Consider the following 15,574-nt stretch of genomic DNA (forward strand, 5'->3'; position numbering starts at 1 on the left):
GCGAGGGGGATGCTTCTTCCGTCAGCGCACCAGCGCGTCCAGCGCGGGAACCGCGTGCACGCCGTCGCCGATGTCGGTGATGTAAAACGAGGGACTGCGGCCCATGGCGCGTTGATACGCTGCTTCGACGTGCCTCGTGAACGCTTCCACCGCATCCTCTCGAACCAGACTGACGGTGCATCCGCCAAAGCCCGCGCCCGTCATGCGCGATCCGATGCAGCCCTCCGCGCTCCACGCCGCTTCGACGAGGGCGTCCAGTGCCTCACCAGTCACCTCGTAGTCGTCGCGGAGCGATTGGTGCGACGCGTTCATCAGCTCACCGAACGCTTCGATGTTCCCATCTGCCAACAGCCGCGCGGCCTCCCGCGCCCGGTGGCTCTCCATGACGACGTGCCGCGCCCGGCGGACGAGGATTTCCGCCTCGAATCCTGGCGCGCCCTCCGCGCGCAAGAGCGACTCCACCTCGGGCCACTGGCCTGGCTCGATTTCCGCGAGCGCGTGAACGTCCGGAAACCGGTGTTTCACAATAGCAAGCGCCGCCTCGCATTCCGCGCGCCGCTCGTTGTATTTCGATCCCGAGAGCTTCCTCGGCACGTTGCTGTTGGCGATGACCAGGCGATACCCCTCTGAATGCACGGGCACCCATTCGTACGCGAGCGTGAGGCAGTTGAGTGAAAGCGCCATGTCCTTCTTGCCCATGGCGACGGAGAACTGGTCCATCACGCCGCAGTTGACGCCCACGAATTCGTTTTCCGCCTGTTGCGCGATCACGGCGAGCGACTCGCGGTCCAGCCCAGCGCCCGTCAGGTCGCTGATGGCGAACGCGGTGACCACCTCGACGGATGCACTCGAGGACAGGCCAGCGCCAATCGGGAGATTCCCGAAGAAAAACAGGTCCATGCCTGGCGCTTCCACGCCTCGGCGGCTCAGCACGTCGATCACGCCAAGGGGATAGTTGGCGAAGTCCTGCTCCGGGCGGAACCGCACGTCGTCCGCATCCACCTCGACGACGTGATTCGAAAACGTTGTTGCGAATCGGAACCGGCGGTCGGCGCGGGGGCGCACCACGAGCCATGTGCCCATCGTGAGCGCGGCGGGCAGCACGTAGCCCCCGTTGTAGTCGGTGTGCTCGCCGATGAGATTGACTCGCCCCGGCGCGAAGTACGCCCGCAGTTCACGCGCGTCGCCGGGCGAAAAGGCGAGGATGTGGTCCATCAGGTTAGGCCAGGGGATCGACATGTCGGTTCGCTTCCTTTCGTTTCTGAATCGCTTCCCGCAGTTGCGGCGCGGTCGCCTCGACCGCCATCGGGTTGCACGGCGCCCATGCCCCCGTCTCCGACGACGCGAGGTACTTCAGGCGCGTGGCCGTCTGCAGCGGCGGGTAGAATTCGATATGAAAGTGAAAGTCGACGGGCTCCGCCTGATTCACAGGGCTCTGGTGAAGCACCATCATGTACGGGAACTCGCGGTCAAACAGCGCATCCATGCCGCTCGTGACGCGCTTGAGGATGCGGGCGAGATCCGTCCGCTCGTCGTCCGTGAACTCCAGCAGGCTGCCGACGTGCCGCTTGGACGCGATGAACGCGCCGTACGGGTAGTCCGTGAAGAACGGGATGTACGCGTAAAAGTGCTCCGTTTCTTCGAGCATCCGCTTGCCAAACGCGACCTCCTCGCGGTTGATGTCGCACATGAGGCAGCGGCCGGTCTCCTTCCGGTGTGCCGCAAACGACTCCATCTCGACCCTGAGCTTCTGCGGCACGTACGGGTAGGCATAGATCTGACCGTGCGGGTGTGGCATGGTGACGCCGACCTCAGGGCCGCGATTCTCGAAGATGAGCACATATTGATGACGTGGATTCGAGGCCAGATCCCGAAAACGCTCGGTCCAGAGATCGACCAGCTTGCGAATGTGCGCCACCGGAAGTTCGGGCAGCGTCGTGGTGTGCTCCTTCGAGTATAAAATGACTTCGCATTTTCCGTAAGCGGGTTCAACGCGATAAAGCTCGGTCGCCACGTCGTCCGGCTGCGGCGGATTCGGAGACAGCGCGGGAAAGTCGTTGTCATACGCCAGGACGTCGTAGTCGTCCGGCACCTTGCCCGAGCCAGGACAAAATGGGCAGTTGTCCTTCGGCAGATTCGGGCGCTTGTGGCGATTCGACGCCACCATGGTCCAGTCGCGCAACAGCGGGTTGTATCGGAGTTCGGTCATTGGGCATCACCTCGATGGGAGGATTCGGCGTTCGGCGCATCGGCAATGATGAGCTCCACGTCGCAGTCCGCGAGGGCGGCCGCTTCCGCCTCGCCCGGCCACCGGTCCGTAATGAGCGCATCGATTTCGTTCAGCTTCGCGAAGCTCATGAGCGACTCTACACCCCATTTGGTGTGATCGGCGAGCACCACCACGCGTGCGGCGCGTTCCATCATCGCTCGGTTGACCGCGGCTTCGAGCACGTTGGGCGTCGACAGGCCGTGATCGACGTGCAGGCCGCTTGCGCCCACAAACAGAAGGTCCGCCCGGAATTGGCGGATCATCTGCTCGGCCACGGGGCCCACGAGGGCGTCGCTCGGCGTTCGAAACTGGCCGCCCGTGAGGAAGATGTCGCTGTAGCCGTTCTTGCTCAACTCGGTTGCGACATTCACGGAGTTGGTGAGAAACGTCAGCTTCTGAAAGCCGGCGATATGTTGCGCGAGGACCCACGTGGTCGTGCCGGCGGCAATGGCGATGGTCATGCCGGATTCAATCTGCCGAAGCGCGGCCTTGGCGATGGCCATCTTCTCCGGGATCTGGAGAATGCGCTTGTCGGTGTACGGCAGCTCGCGGGCGGCACGCGCCACCTGGCCGCCGCCAAACGCGGTCTCGACGAGGCCCTGTGCCTCGAGCGCTTTCATGTCGCGGCGGACCGTGATCTCGGACACGCCGAGCTTCTCCGCCAACTGGCGGTACGACGCGAAGCCGTGCTGCGCGAGCAGTTCCAAAAGCACGCGCTGTCGCTCCTTTGGGTACACCCCTCTCACCTCGCGCCCTTTGATCAAAGTTTATCATAACATAGCCTCTCTATTTTCATCATATGATATTTCGTGACGAAGCGGCGCATCTTGCCACGGATGGCGTACATACGGCTGCGTTTCCTGCGCATCCTAAGGCCGACGACACCATACTCACCTTAGGAGGTCGAGTCATGCAGCAGCAGCCACACATGCAGCCTCACATGCAGGGCAACATGATGCCGAACGCCCAGGCGGGATCGCAGGGGCAGGGCCAAAACGCGCCCAACGCGCCCTTTGGTGCGCACGAGATCATCGGGATGAACGAGGTCCTGCAGGCCACGTCGGCGAACGCCGAGGTCCTGAACTTCCTCGCGCATCACGCGCAGGACCCTCAGGTGCGCCAGCTGCTCGAACGCCAGGCCCAGGCTATGGAGCAACACTACATCGAGGGCGTGCGCGTCCTGCAGACCAACAGCCCCATGGGCGGACAGGGTTACCAGACGTCGATGCACACGCAGCCCAAGCTGGGGCTTCGCCATCCCACGTATCCTGCACCTAACCTGCAGGCGCAGGCGCCGTCCGATCGCGCCATCTGCGCCGTCGCGCTGAACCTGCACAAGTTCGGCGCGATGATGTGCACCATGTTCGCGCTGGAATGCGCCAATCCGCAGTTCCGCACGTTCCTCATGACGAGCGCCAGCCTGTGCGACCGCATGGCGTATGATCTGTTCGCCTACATGAATCAAAAGGGAGACTACCAGGTCGCGACGCTGCAGAAGAACACGACGCAGACGATGATCGACTCGTACCAAATGCCCGGGGGGATGGCGCAGCCCGGCATGCCGCAGGCGCCGAACGTCCAATGAGTTGGGCGGCCCGCGCGGGGCCGCCTGCTTTCAATCATGATTCGAGAAATCGCGCGTATGCTGGTCTTCGGAGACCTTCGCCTTCCAGATCTCTCGCGCAAGGAGTCGATCGAGATGCTGTCGACGGTGGATCAGATGGTGGCGTACTGCTTCGGCAGACAGGACATTCTGGACCGTGCGCACAACCACTTTGAGCAGACCATCGACGAATTGCTGAGCGAAGGGGAGGTCATCTGGACGCGCGATCCCGTCGCTGGCGTCATCGCGCACAATGGGCGCTGGTACGTGTGGTTTCGACACGTGCAAGACGACGGCCGGATCGAGGGGAAACTGTTTGCTTGCGACGATGAGATGCGGGTCGTTTCCCTCGTCGTGGAGGAGATCCCTTGGTTGGAGCCCGACTGTCGGATGAAGCTGCTTCGAGCGCTGCGCGCGGCGCATCAAACCGCCTGACGCCGCGCGAGGAAGCTTTGCGCGAGGCCCTGGTTTCAGGGCTTTTTTCATCGCCAAAAAATCGCAGGCCCGATGGCTTTATCTGTCGAGGAGAATCCGATAGGATCGAACCATGTAGAAACCGAGGCAACGCTTCGGGCCATTGCGAGGGGACGCTTGTGAAGACGCTCAAAGGCATGGACGCACTCGAGGTCGCCGCTCGATACGGCATTACGCTCTATGATACATATTATGGGAATGAAGTGACCGTGCAGGAGGCGCGCGAGTTCATCGAGGCCAAGCGGGATCCGGACAGCTTCATCCTCAAGGATTGGCCGGATACCGAGGAAGAGGCCGAGGATGTGCTCCTCATGCACATCTATCAGGCGCTTCGGGAGAAGAAGCAGGCGCACGGGCGGGTGGATCTCGTCATCGAAGAGACGGAGGGCCCCGTCATCAACGTGGCCGCGGCGGAACTGGCGGCGCTTCGCCTCGGCAGCCGTCGCATGCTGGAGGTGGACGATCGCGACGACGGCGTCTACTACCACGTGCCGCGGACCGCTCGGCTGACGGACGAATTCCTGGAGAAGCTTGGCCAGTTCGTCTGCGAGGAGTGCCGCCATTTCGATCTCGCCGGACCCTACCACGAGGCGTGCCTGTACGCGCTTGTGAACGCCATTCGGCGCGGGGAGTTTGAGCTCGAGGACATCGTGGAGGAACGGCCTGCGGACGGGAGCCCGCTCGGCCGATTGTTTGGCTCCAACTTCGGCATGTGGTCCCGCCGCGTCTCGGAGACGAAGTCGCGCCTGCAACAGGCGTGGAAAAAGCGGCGTCGCGCCGTGCTTTCTCGCATTGAGGACAAGCGCGAAGCACAGCCGGGCGAAGAAAAGGCGAAATCCGCCGCGCAAGACTGGACCACGGCCACGTTGCACCGGACGCTCGCCGGGCTACAGCGCACGCGCATGGCGGCAAAGGCCGCGGAAAAGCGGGAGGAAGCCGTCGAGAGGCTCGCGGTGCCGGCGCCCGAAGGCGCGGGCGAAATTGTCGATGCGCTTAGCGAGTCGCCGCACGAAGGCGCGCGCCGCGAGCGGATTACGAAGCGGGCGCTGATTCGATACCTGGAGCAGGTCGAGATTGTCGACGAGTCCGGGGAGGAGGCGCGGGAACTCGCCGATCTCCGCCAGCGGTGCATCGAGCTCGAGGCGCTGCTCGACTCCGCCAACACGCGCTACGATCGCGCCCGCGCCGAAATCGACCGCTGGAAGCGCCAGTACGAGGCGCTGAAGAAAGACATGGACACCGTGCTGCAGGCGCTCCAGATTGCCCGCAGGCACGCAGGGGACGAGGCGGCGCCCACGGGTCAGGACGAGGCGTGACGGCGCGGCGGCTCGGTTATGGAGCCGGCGTGTGCGGGGCCTGCTCGTTCCGGGGCAAAAGGCTTGGGTGGCGCATGAGTGCGTACGCGCCGGCGGCGACGCTGGCGAGCAGCGCCCCGGTCACCCAGAACACGCCGTGGATGCTCGTCGCGTCCGCGATGGCGCCACCCACCAGCGGCCCGACCGTGTTGCCAATCTGGTTGGCCGTCTGATTCAGTCCGAAGGCACGGCCGCGAAACGTGGCTTCGGTCGAGCGCACGATGAGCCCGTTGATGGCCGGGTACACCGCGCAGAAGAACGCGCCGTACACGAAGCGGACGGCCGCGAAGGCAATCACGTTGTGAAACGGGATCTGCATGAAGGTCCATACGGCGCCGCCCGCGAGGCCGATGGTGAGCACCTTCGCGAAGCCGATGCGGTCCGCGTACTTGCCCCAAAGCGGCGCGAACACTACGCTCGCGATCCCGGCGAGCGAAAACACAAGCCCTGCGAGAAACGACGCGTTCTTCGCGCTGGCGGACGGATCGAGCTCGGCGATGTACAGGGTCAGAACCGGCTCGATGGTCATGATGGAAAATGAGACCACCATGTTGAGCGAAAGGGCTGTGAGAAGGGGCTTGTTGTGAAGCGCCCCGCCAATGGCGCCAAGCACTGAGGGCCGGGACGTGGCGCGTTTTTTGTTCATCTCTCGCACGAAGAGGAGAGCGAGCAGGGTGGAGATGAGCACGAGGACGGAAGCGCTCCCAAATGCCACGCGGTTCCCGAACAGCCGCGCGATGGTGCCGCCGAGCAGCGGCCCGACAATGCCGCCCGCGGAACTCGCGGCGGAGATGGTCGACAGCGCGTAACCCACCTTGTCCTCTGGCGTGTTGCTCCCCACCAGCGCCACGGAACCCGGGATGTACCCCGACAGGAGCCCCTGAAGCGTGCGCAGGACGAGGAGTTCCCACGGATGTTGCACAAAGGCCGTCAGGCCATAGATCACGAACAACACAAAGCCCGCCCGGACGATCATCGGCTTCTGACCGTATCGATCCCCGAGCGAGCCCCAGTAGGGCGCCGCGATGGCGCCGGCGACGAACGCCGCGCTGTAGAGTGCGCCGGACCAGATGTCGGTGTGTTGGTGCACCCCGATTTTGAGCAGAAACAGCGGAAGAAACGGGTTGACCATGGAGTAGCTCGCGGACGTGAGCAGCGTCCCAATCCAGAGGACTACTAGGTTTCGTTGCCAGGTTTCCATCTGCCATCACCAACGTTTTTCTTTTTATCTTACCGCTATCTCGATGGCGCGGGGCAACGAATTTCAGCGAATCGAAATGTGGTTCCCAATTTAAGTGCGAAGCGGTATCATGGGTCTAACATGATTAGGAATTTTGCTGAAAACGTTGGATGGAAATCGTTCGTACAAGGGAGGACGCCTGATGCCGCAGATTCGCCAAGTCATCAGCACGCTGACCAACGATGGCAAGGAGATTATGGGACCGGACGTGTTGGTCTATCACTACCCGGACAACAGCATTCTCAACGGCTCGCTGCTCACGGTGGAGTCGAATCATTTCGCGGTGTTGAAGTCGCGCGGCGCCATTTTGAACGTGTACGAGACGGGACAGTACGTCATCCAGACGCCGGATCGCCCCATCATCGGCGCGTTCCAGCAGGCGTTCTTCGGGGGCCAAAGCCCGTGGCAGTACGAGGTAATATACATCAACCGGGCGAAGCTCATCCTTGAGGTGTCGGGCGTGGCCTATTCCAAGGAGATGGCGGAGATGGGCTACCACGTGAGCTGTTACGTCCACGTGGACACCAAGGAGGATGCCCTGAAGCTCGTGCAGCACATGCCGATGTCAGGCCATTACGTGAGCATGAAGGAGGTCAATTGGTACGCGGGACCGGTCATCGAGCAGTCCATCAACAAGATCGTGCAACTGACCGAATTGGAGCGCGTCAATGAACGCATGCCTGAAATTTTGGAACTCGTGAAGGAGCACCTTCAAGAGTTCCTCTCGGTCTACGGGCTCACGCTGAACGACGTGAAGGCGCTCGTGTATCCGCGGGACGAGCGGATGAAGGAGTTGATTGCGCTGCGCGCGTTTGGGCTTTCGGAGATCGACGCGGTTCGGTATTACACGGCGATGATCATGGCGCAAAAGGGCGTCATTTCCGCGCCGAACATGGCTATCGGCGAGCCGTTCTTCATCGGGAATCCACAGGTCGCGGCCGACCGCATCACGCAGGTGGAGAGCAAGCACTGAGGAGGCGTTGCGATGAGCGATCTGATGCGGTACGGCATAGCGGTGTCCCCAGGGACGCCGGTCAATCAAATTCTCACGGGTTGGATGAACGCTTGGTTCGTGAACATGCGTGATCCACGTTTCCGCCTGCGCGAGCGGATGGTTGCGTTTCACAACGCGATGGATCGAGCGTTTGGCGCGTACCTAGCCCAGCTGCGGGAAGAGTTGGCGTCGCTCCGCAAGCGCCTTCCGCAGCCGACGCGCGAGGACCCGTTCCCGAACCTCGAGGCGCTCTCGGCTGTGAAGGAGCTTGAAGCCTATATCCGGCGTGTGGAATCGGTGCGGACCCTTGCGCTGTCGGCGCCGGTGCCGCCGGACGAGTATGTCTTTCACGGCCGAGCGGAGCACGAAGGACTGCTCAATGAGCTCGCTCGGATGGACGGCGAGATCGCCGAGAAGATGCAGGCGCTCTCGCCGGAGACCATCGATGAGGTCGAGCAGATGCTTCGGGCGCGGAACGAGCGGTGGCACGCGCTGGTTCAGCCCTGATTACGGCAGGAGGCGCGGGGGCGTGCGCGGGATCATCGACTCCGCAATCGCCTTCGCCGTCTCGTCCGCCGCGCCGCACGCTTCGAGATAGAACTGCATTTGCGACGCCACCTTGGGTTCGCCGGGCCTGGGCTCGACTTTCTCGTACTGGCCGTTGGCCGCGAGGATCCAGCGGTTGACGTTGTCCCGGAGCTGCACGTCGAGAATGTGCTTCAGGCGCTGCTTGAGATTGTCCTGCAGCACCGGAAACAGAATTTCGACGCGGCTGACCATGTTGCGCGTCATCCAGTCGGCGCTCGCGAGATAGTACTCTTCCTCGCCCCCGTTCAGGAAGTAGTAGATGCGGCTGTGCTCGAGAAAGCGCCCGACGATGCTCGACACGCGGATGTGATCGCTCACGCCGGGGATCCCCGGGCGCAGGCAGCAAATTCCGCGCACCAGGAGATCGATCTCGACGCCCGCTTGTGACGCTTCGAACAGGGCGAGGATGAGGTCCTTGTCGGTCAGCGCGTTCATCTTGGCGATGATCCGCGCGGGCCGCCCTGCGCGGGCGTGATCGATCTCGCGGTGGATGAGCTTGAGAAACGCGTCCTTCAGACCGTGCGGAGCCGTTGCGATGCGCCGCCACGCGGGCGGATCGGCAAACCCCGTGAGGTGGTTGAAAAAGAGCGACGCGTCCTCGCCGAACTCTTCGCGCGCAGTGAACATGCCGAGATCCGTGTACAGGCGCGCCGTGTTGTCGTTGTAGTTCCCGGTGCTGAGGTGGACGTAGCGGACGATCCGCTCGCCTTCGCGCCGCACGACAAGCGCGATTTTGCTGTGCGTCTTGAGCCCCACGAGGCCATAGATCACATGGCAGCCGGCCTCCTCGAGTTTCTTCGCCCACACGATGTTGTTCTCCTCGTCAAACCGGGCCTTGAGTTCCACCAGGACGGTCACCTGCTTGCCATTTTCCGCCGCCCGCGCGAGCGCGTGGACGATGGGCGAATTCCCGCTCACGCGATACAGCGTCTGCTTGATGGCGAGGACCTGCGGATCGTTCGCGGCGAGATGGATGAAGTGAACGACGGGATCGAACGATTCGTAGGGGTGAAACAGCAGGATGTCCCGCTTGGCGATGGCCTCGAACAAGCCGGTTTCCCCGATGAAGTCGGGCGGCACCTGCGGCGAGATGGGCGGGAAGCGAAGGTGGGCGTATTCGGGCATCGCCGAGAAGCGCATGAGGAACGTGAGATCCAGCGGCCCGTCGATGGCGTAGATGTCCTCCGCCTCGAGTTCAAGCCAATCCCGCAGAGTTTCGACAAGCTCGGACGACATCGAGTTCTGGACTTCGAGCCGCACTGCCGCGCCCCGATTGCGCTTTTTAACCTCGCGCTCGATCTCCTCGAGCAGATCCTCCGCGCTCTCCTCATCCACGGTGATGTCCGCGTTGCGCGTGATGCGGAAGCATGCGTGCTCGAGCACGGTATGGCCGGGGAAGAGTGTGTCGATGAACATTTCGATCACGGCCTCGAGCAGGACGAACACTCGCTTGCGGCCATTCGTGGGCAGCTCGAGGTACCGCGGGAGGACGCTTGGCACCTGAACGACGGCAAACAGCGGCGACTCGTGGGGCAGGCGGACGGCGATGGGCTCCAAAAGGACTGCGATGTTCAGCGAACGATTTGCGAGAAGCGGAAACGGATGGCTCGCATCGACCGCAAGGGGCGTCAGCACCGGGAAGACGTGGTGATGGTAGTACTCCTCAAGGTGTGCGCGCTGCGCTTGTGTGAGTTGGCTTGGATGGATGAAATCGATGCCCTCCTTGCGAAGCGCGGGGAGCAGGGTCTTGTTCCACAGTCGATACAGGTGGCTCACGTGCGCGTGTGCTCGGTTGGCCACTTCGGCCAGTTGCTGCGCGGCCGTCATGCCGGTCTTATTGTCGGGGCGCCCGACGCCGAGCTTGAGTTGGTCCTTCAGACCAGCGACGCGCACCATGAAGAATTCGTCCAAGTTGGACGCGCAGATGGCGAGAAAGCGGAGCCGCTCAAACAGCGGATTGTCGCCGCGGGCCGCCTCAAACGCGACGCGCTCGTTAAACAGAAGCCAGCTCACTTCTCGATTGATGAAATGGGCGTGCTGATCCAGGTTCATCGTGATTCCCATCCCTGTGGGTGTGGTGTGGGTTGGCTGAAAGTTGGTTGTGGATGTATTGTGACGGCAAAGGGCGGGGGAATGCAATGGGGAAATGAAAAAGCACGCCCGCGAGGGGGCGTGCGGCTAGAAGCATATTCTATCAGGACCCTGGATAGGGATCCTGAACTACAACGCTCGAACTGACACCATGAGTCACCGCGGCGTCGGCCACGGCCGGGGAAGCAGCCAAAAACAGGCCGAACGTAGCAAGCAACGCGAATAGATTCTTAATTTTCTTCATGAAGCACTCCTCCTTACAAGTCATCAAACTTGTTTACGACCTTTAGAAACGCGTCAACAACGCGTGGGTCGTACAGCTTACCTCGCAGAGCACGAATTTCGTCAATGGCCTCCGCTTTTGATTTCGGATGCTGGTACGGTCTCTCAGATGTCATTGCGTCATAGCTGTCCACAACAGCCACTATCGCAGCAGGAAGATAGATGTCTTCACCTTTGAGTCCATATGGATATCCGCTACCATCATACCTTTCATGGTGTTGTTCTGCCACCGTACTGCCTACATGAAGGAATGGGTGTAGCGGCGACTGCATCATTTCGCGCCCGTAAATTGTGTGCATCTTCATAATATCAAATTCTTCAGGCGTGAGTCTACCAGGTTTCCTAAGAATTTCGTCAGGAATGCGAATCTTGCCGATGTCATGGAAGAGCGCCCCACAACTCAATGAAACCATGTCACGGGCCGGAAGATCCAACTCACATCCAATGAGGACAGAGTATTTACGGATTCTTTCGCAATGAGATGCCGTATATCCGTCTTTCGCTGCAATTTCCGTAGCCATTGTATGGAACAATTCGACCCACTGTTTATACGCCTGGAAGAGAGGTGTAGAGGATACGTAAACAAATTCCGCGTCTTCCATGGCGATTACGCATACAGCATCTTCGACTGGAGACATAGCAATGGTAGCACCCGGTCCGACGAGTTCCGTTCGGTCGTAACAGGTGACCCGTAAAACGCCCATCAGCACGACAATGCCTTCGAAGGCCTTAGATGACGAAGACGGATTAAAGCCCATAAGTCCAAACTGTTTTAGCTCGTGCCAGATCAATTCAACGCCGTCGTACGACGCCAACAACGAAATCGTCATGTTGTTCGTACTCGCGCTGTCCAAGCCTTCGCCGTCTCGCATGATTCGGAGCCACGGTGTGAGCCCTTGGTTCTCGAAGTTCAACGTTTGCACCCGCTTTGCGACAGATGTGATGGTCCCGCGACCACGACAATTGTAGACAACGTGCGACATCTCAAGCTTAAGGACGAGCCTGCCATTTCGTCAATAGACGAAGCGGCGAAGACTTGGCGTCTTTCACGCAATGGCGCGACGAGCGCGAGTACGTCAGGTGTACTCGCGCGAAGACAAAAACGCCACTTCGACGAGGATCAGCAGGAGATCGAACACGCCGTACAGTGTCGAGAACCAAAGCTGCGTGCCGCCGTTGCCGAGGCCGATGATGAACAGGCTCACAACCGCAATGAGCACGATGAGCGCGATGTGCACTGTCTGCGTGAATCCACTCGTCGTTCGCATCCGATAGACGAGAAGCAGGATGGTCAGAAGCGCCACGACCGTCAGGACCATGCCCGGGTGCGTCGACAGGTGAACCATCAAGGCGGTGATGATGATGGCAGCCACCAGGATATAGATAATCGCAAGGGATCCAGCGGTAAACGGCTTCTTCGTCACTCGACATCCCTCCCTCAGGGCTTCGCGTCCGGGATCGAACCGGCTTAGCCTAAGTATAGCCAAGATTTGCTCCACGGAGACAAGCTTTTTCTCGCTTTCCTATCGCGCCATCGGGGAGTTTCGCTCGGAAGGACACGCGAAAAAGCGGCAGCGGAGGGGCCGCTGCCGCGCGTTGAGGCGTGTCTCAGTGCACGTGGCCTGCCTTGCAGAGATCGTGGCATTTGCTCTCCAGGCTGCAACACAGCGAGCAGATGGGCGCTTTGTGGAACGGGCAGTACAGCATATCCATCTTTTCGTATTCAAACCCGCAGGAGGCGCAGGTGAATTCCGCCGGCAATTCGGAATGGCGATGGCCGTCATGGTGGCGATCCGACTTCTCAAACGTGTTTTCCCGCGCAATGTAGTACTTGCCACGCGTGACGATGGCAATGACCGGCGCGAGCACAAACGCGAGCACGAGCGAAAGGAATGGCGAGTACGCCTGCATCACCGGGCCAAACGCGCCGAAAAACGCCGCGATGGAGATACCCGCCGCAAGGATCATGGAGCCAAATCCGACGGGGTTGAAGTTGTACAGGTGGCCGCGTTTGAACTCGATGTACGAGGGGCTAATCTTGAGCAACCCCTTGTTGATGACGAGATCGGACACCACGGCTCCGATCCATGCAACGGCCAGGTTCGAGTAGAAGCCGAGCACGGTGTTCAAGAAGCCGAAGACGCCGGCTTCCATCAGGCCGAGGGCGATCCCGACGTTCAAAAACAGCCACACCACGCGCCCAGGATGCGTGTGAAAGATGCGGGAGAAGAAATTCGACCACGACAGCGATCCAGAGTACGCGTTGGTGACATTGATCTTGATCTGCGATAGAAGGACAAAGAAGGTCGCAAGCGCAAGGGCTGCGTAGCTGTTGCCAATCACGACGTGGAACGCCTGTGTGTACATGTTGATGGGTTCGTCCGCGGCCTTCGCTCCCATGGTCGGCGCAATCCACGAAGCCAGAAGTGACCCGCCAAGCTGCTTCATGGCGCCCAGGATGACCCATCCGGGCCCTGCCAGCAAGACGGCCAGCCACCACTTGCTGCGGTTCTGCGGCGTGAGGTTGGGCATGAAACGAAGATAGTCGACTTGTTCGCCGATTTGCGCGATGAGGGAGAGGGTGACGCCTGCGGCGAGTCCGAACTCGATGGGGCTGAAATGGCTGCCCGAAGCCGAAGCGCCGCCGAAGTGTGTCCACTGGCTGAAGGCCGACGGGTCTCGGAGCGCGATGGCGACGAACGGGCCAAGCATCAGCACGAGCCAGATGGGCTGCGTGACGACCTGCAACTTCGAGAGAGCGGTCATGCCGAACATCACGAGCGGAATGATGACCAAGGAACAGATCAAGTAGCCGACAGGCAACGGGATGTGGAAAAATTCCTCAAGCGCCTGGGCCATGACGGATCCTTCGAGTGAAAAGTAGATAAACGTGAACGACGCGTACACTAGGGACGTCAGCGTGGACCCGTAATATCCAAAGCCCGCGCCTCGGGTGAGAAGGTCCATATCGATGTTGTACTTCGCGGAGTAGTACGCAATCGGAATGCCTGTCAGAAAGATAATGGCAGCAACGACCAGGATGGAGGTGACGGCATTCGCGAATCCGTACGCCAGGACGACGGAACCGCCGATGGCGAAGTCGGCCATGTAGGCGATCCCGCCGAGCGCAGAGTTCATGACGGTCCACTCGCTCCACCGGCGAAACGACTTTGGGGCGTACCGCAGCGCGTAGTCCTCAAGGACCGGATTCTGCACCCAGCGATTGAAGGTGCGCTTGGGCGTGGGCCGCCCGCGTTCAGGTTGCAGTACGGACATCGAAACCCCTCCAAACTCCTCTGAAATCAAAATTGTCTGTGTTTTGAACCGTATCACGTCTCCACAAGCCCAAGCAACCTTTTTTGTCATACAAATTGACGGAAATCAAAGAGTAAACGTTCTCATGAGCGTGTGTTAGGTAAGTTACATTGACATATTGTGTGCTCTTTAAGTGATAATGGACCTGTGCCATCTCGAGAGAGTGGGGTGAATGTAAGGTTGTCGAACGTTCTCTTTCGCGTCGACCTGACGAAGCCGATGGACCAACAGGATGTCCCCGGCCACAACCGCTGGCATCCGGACATCCCTGCTGTCGTGAGCGTCAAACCGGGTGACGTGTTCCGCATTGAGATGAAGGATTGGACCGACGGTCAGATTCAAAACAACGACGATCCGTCCGACATTCGCGATGTGGACCTGTGCAGAGTGCACGTCCTGAGCGGACCCATCTACGTGGACGGGGCCGAGCCTGGAGACCTGCTAGTGGTGGACTTGCTGGATATGGGGCCGCTTCCCGGCGCGGAATGGGGGTTCAACGGCATTTTCGCGCGGGAGAACGGCGGAGGGTTTCTCGTCGACTACTTTCCAGAGGCGCTCAAGTCCATTTGGGACTTTCAAGGAATTTACGCGGTGAGCCGCCACGTGCCGGGGGTCCGCATCCCGTCGCTGATTCACCCAGGCCTCATCGGCGTCGCGCCGTCGGCGGAACTACTGGATCGGTGGAACGCCCGCGAGCGACAGCTTGTGGCGAAGGACCCGAATCGGGTGCCTGTGCTTGCCAATTTGCCGGATCCCCGGAGTGCGGTACTCGGCACCTTGCGAGGCGCTGAGTTCGATCGCGTCGCCAAGGAAGCCGCTCGCACGGTCCCGCCCCGCGAAAACGGCGGCAATTGCGACATCAAGAACTTGTCGAAGGGGAGCCGGATTTATTTCCCCGTGTTCGTCAAGGGCGCCAAGCTTTCGGTCGGCGATCTTCACTTCTGCCAAGGCGATGGCGAGATCACGTTTTGCGGAGCCATCGAGATGAGCGGCTGGATCGAGATGAGCGTCGACGTGATCAAAGGCGGCATGGCGAAATACGGGATTGTCCACAATCCGGTGTTTGAGCCGGGGCCCATGGAACCTAGATTTTCGGAATATTTGGTGTTCGAGGGTGTGTCGGTGGACGAGCGAACGGGCGAGCAGCTGTACCTCGACGCGCACGTGGCCTACCGACGCGCATGCCTCAATGCCATCGAATACCTGCAGCGCTTCGGCTACACGGCGGAGCAAGCTTACATGTTGCTCGGCGTGGCGCCCGTCGAGGGGCGCATCAGCGGCATCGTCGACGTGCCGAACGCCTGCTGTACGCTCGCCATCCCCACCGCCATCTTCGATCGCGACATTCGCCCGAAAGGATGAC

The 15,574-nt window shown here is 60.7% G+C and carries 15 protein-coding genes; 6 read left to right on the forward strand and 9 right to left on the reverse strand.

Annotation, left to right across the window (positions count from 1 at the left end; all coding sequences use genetic code 11):
* Window positions 1–21: 21 nt before the first annotated feature.
* Genes AC27E8_RS04865 through AC27E8_RS04875 form a run of 3 tightly spaced genes read right to left on the reverse strand, consistent with a single transcriptional unit; the run spans window position 22 to window position 3,006 of the window.
* Entirely contained in the window at window positions 22–1,239 is a 1,218-nt protein-coding gene (locus AC27E8_RS04865; RefSeq protein WP_487098278.1) for a galactokinase, read from the reverse strand.
* Window positions 1,220–2,209: a galactose-1-phosphate uridylyltransferase gene (gene galT / locus AC27E8_RS04870; protein WP_014465332.1), complete on the reverse strand. Its 990-nt coding sequence runs from the start codon at window positions 2,207–2,209 to the stop codon at window positions 1,220–1,222. Before galT ends, AC27E8_RS04865 begins: the two co-directional genes overlap by 20 nt.
* Entirely contained in the window at window positions 2,206–3,006 is an 801-nt protein-coding gene (locus tag AC27E8_RS04875; RefSeq protein WP_487098276.1) for a DeoR/GlpR family DNA-binding transcription regulator, read from the reverse strand. The genes galT and AC27E8_RS04875 overlap by 4 nt, the downstream gene beginning before the upstream one ends.
* 173 nt (window positions 3,007–3,179) lie before the next feature.
* Between AC27E8_RS04875 and AC27E8_RS04880 the strand changes: the two genes are divergently transcribed.
* The 3 genes from AC27E8_RS04880 (at window position 3,180) to AC27E8_RS04890 (ending at window position 5,662) form a co-directional block, all read left to right on the forward strand.
* A complete protein-coding gene (locus tag AC27E8_RS04880; protein WP_487098275.1) occupies window positions 3,180–3,854 on the forward strand; it encodes a spore coat protein in 675 nt (224 codons plus the stop codon).
* 114 nt (window positions 3,855–3,968) lie between these two features.
* Window positions 3,969–4,307, forward strand: coding sequence for a hypothetical protein (locus tag AC27E8_RS04885; protein ID WP_041695905.1), 339 nt, complete (start codon window positions 3,969–3,971; stop codon window positions 4,305–4,307).
* Window positions 4,308–4,465: 158 nt separating this feature from the next.
* A complete protein-coding gene (locus tag AC27E8_RS04890; RefSeq protein ID WP_487098274.1) occupies window positions 4,466–5,662 on the forward strand; it encodes a hypothetical protein in 1,197 nt (398 codons plus the stop codon).
* Window positions 5,663–5,678: 16 nt separating this feature from the next.
* Here the strand turns inward: AC27E8_RS04890 and AC27E8_RS04895 are convergent, their stop codons facing one another.
* On the reverse strand, window positions 5,679–6,902 hold the full coding sequence (locus AC27E8_RS04895; protein WP_487098272.1) for an MFS transporter: 1,224 nt from the start codon (window positions 6,900–6,902) through the stop codon (window positions 5,679–5,681).
* 181 nt (window positions 6,903–7,083) lie between these two features.
* Between AC27E8_RS04895 and AC27E8_RS04900 the strand changes: the two genes are divergently transcribed.
* Both AC27E8_RS04900 and AC27E8_RS04905 read left to right on the forward strand, forming a co-directional pair.
* Entirely contained in the window at window positions 7,084–7,914 is an 831-nt protein-coding gene (locus AC27E8_RS04900) for an SPFH domain-containing protein (protein ID WP_041695420.1), read from the forward strand.
* Between the two features lie 12 nt (window positions 7,915–7,926).
* Complete coding sequence (locus AC27E8_RS04905) at window positions 7,927–8,442, forward strand: hypothetical protein (protein ID WP_487098270.1); 516 nt, start codon at window positions 7,927–7,929, stop codon at window positions 8,440–8,442.
* On the opposite strand, the gene AC27E8_RS04910 is transcribed toward AC27E8_RS04905, so the two are convergent.
* From AC27E8_RS04910 to AC27E8_RS04930, 5 genes are all read right to left on the reverse strand, one after another.
* The gene (locus AC27E8_RS04910) at window positions 8,443–10,575 is read right to left on the reverse strand and encodes an RNA degradosome polyphosphate kinase (RefSeq protein WP_487098269.1); all 2,133 of its coding nucleotides are present in this window, start codon (window positions 10,573–10,575) and stop codon (window positions 8,443–8,445) included.
* 142 nt (window positions 10,576–10,717) lie between these two features.
* Window positions 10,718–10,858 carry a hypothetical protein gene (locus tag AC27E8_RS04915; RefSeq protein ID WP_487098267.1) on the reverse strand — a complete coding sequence of 47 codons (141 nt, stop codon included), beginning with the start codon at window positions 10,856–10,858 and terminating at the stop codon, window positions 10,718–10,720.
* 13 nt (window positions 10,859–10,871) lie between these two features.
* Window positions 10,872–11,726 (reverse strand): HD-GYP domain-containing protein, encoded by an 855-nt coding sequence (locus AC27E8_RS04920; protein ID WP_487111346.1) that lies wholly within the window; start codon window positions 11,724–11,726, stop codon window positions 10,872–10,874.
* Window positions 11,727–11,972: 246 nt separating this feature from the next.
* Window positions 11,973–12,320, reverse strand: a complete 348-nt coding sequence (locus tag AC27E8_RS04925; RefSeq protein ID WP_367306226.1) for a hypothetical protein — start codon at window positions 12,318–12,320, stop codon at window positions 11,973–11,975.
* A gap of 184 nt (window positions 12,321–12,504) precedes the next feature.
* Window positions 12,505–14,172: a purine-cytosine permease family protein gene (locus AC27E8_RS04930; RefSeq protein ID WP_487098264.1), complete on the reverse strand. Its 1,668-nt coding sequence runs from the start codon at window positions 14,170–14,172 to the stop codon at window positions 12,505–12,507.
* A 219-nt stretch (window positions 14,173–14,391) separates the two neighbouring features.
* Here AC27E8_RS04930 and fmdA point away from each other — a divergent pair, with 219 nt between their 5' ends.
* On the forward strand, window positions 14,392–15,573 hold the full coding sequence (gene fmdA / locus AC27E8_RS04935) for a formamidase (protein WP_487098262.1): 1,182 nt from the start codon (window positions 14,392–14,394) through the stop codon (window positions 15,571–15,573).
* The last annotated feature ends 1 nt before the right edge of the window (window position 15,574 follow it).

The sequence above is a fragment of the Alicyclobacillus sp. CIJ1 genome, from assembly GCF_057538885.1.

Excerpts from the sequence above, each read along its gene's own strand:
- AC27E8_RS04895 (WP_487098272.1), bottom strand. The coding sequence starts at position 6,902 with ATGGAAACCTGGCAACGAAACCTAGTAGTCCTCTGGATTGGGACGCTG.
- AC27E8_RS04910 (WP_487098269.1), bottom strand. The coding sequence starts at position 10,575 with ATGAACCTGGATCAGCACGCCCATTTCATCAATCGAGAAGTGAGCTGG.
- AC27E8_RS04900 (WP_041695420.1), top strand. The coding sequence starts at position 7,084 with ATGCCGCAGATTCGCCAAGTCATCAGCACGCTGACCAACGATGGCAAG.
- AC27E8_RS04930 (WP_487098264.1), bottom strand. The coding sequence starts at position 14,172 with ATGTCCGTACTGCAACCTGAACGCGGGCGGCCCACGCCCAAGCGCACC.
- galT (WP_014465332.1), bottom strand. The coding sequence starts at position 2,209 with ATGACCGAACTCCGATACAACCCGCTGTTGCGCGACTGGACCATGGTG.
- AC27E8_RS04865 (WP_487098278.1), bottom strand. The coding sequence starts at position 1,239 with ATGTCGATCCCCTGGCCTAACCTGATGGACCACATCCTCGCCTTTTCG.
- AC27E8_RS04880 (WP_487098275.1), top strand. The coding sequence starts at position 3,180 with ATGCAGCAGCAGCCACACATGCAGCCTCACATGCAGGGCAACATGATG.
- AC27E8_RS04915 (WP_487098267.1), bottom strand. The coding sequence starts at position 10,858 with ATGAAGAAAATTAAGAATCTATTCGCGTTGCTTGCTACGTTCGGCCTG.
- AC27E8_RS04905 (WP_487098270.1), top strand. The coding sequence starts at position 7,927 with ATGAGCGATCTGATGCGGTACGGCATAGCGGTGTCCCCAGGGACGCCG.
- AC27E8_RS04920 (WP_487111346.1), bottom strand. The coding sequence starts at position 11,726 with ATGACGATTTCGTTGTTGGCGTCGTACGACGGCGTTGAATTGATCTGG.
- AC27E8_RS04885 (WP_041695905.1), top strand. The coding sequence starts at position 3,969 with ATGCTGTCGACGGTGGATCAGATGGTGGCGTACTGCTTCGGCAGACAG.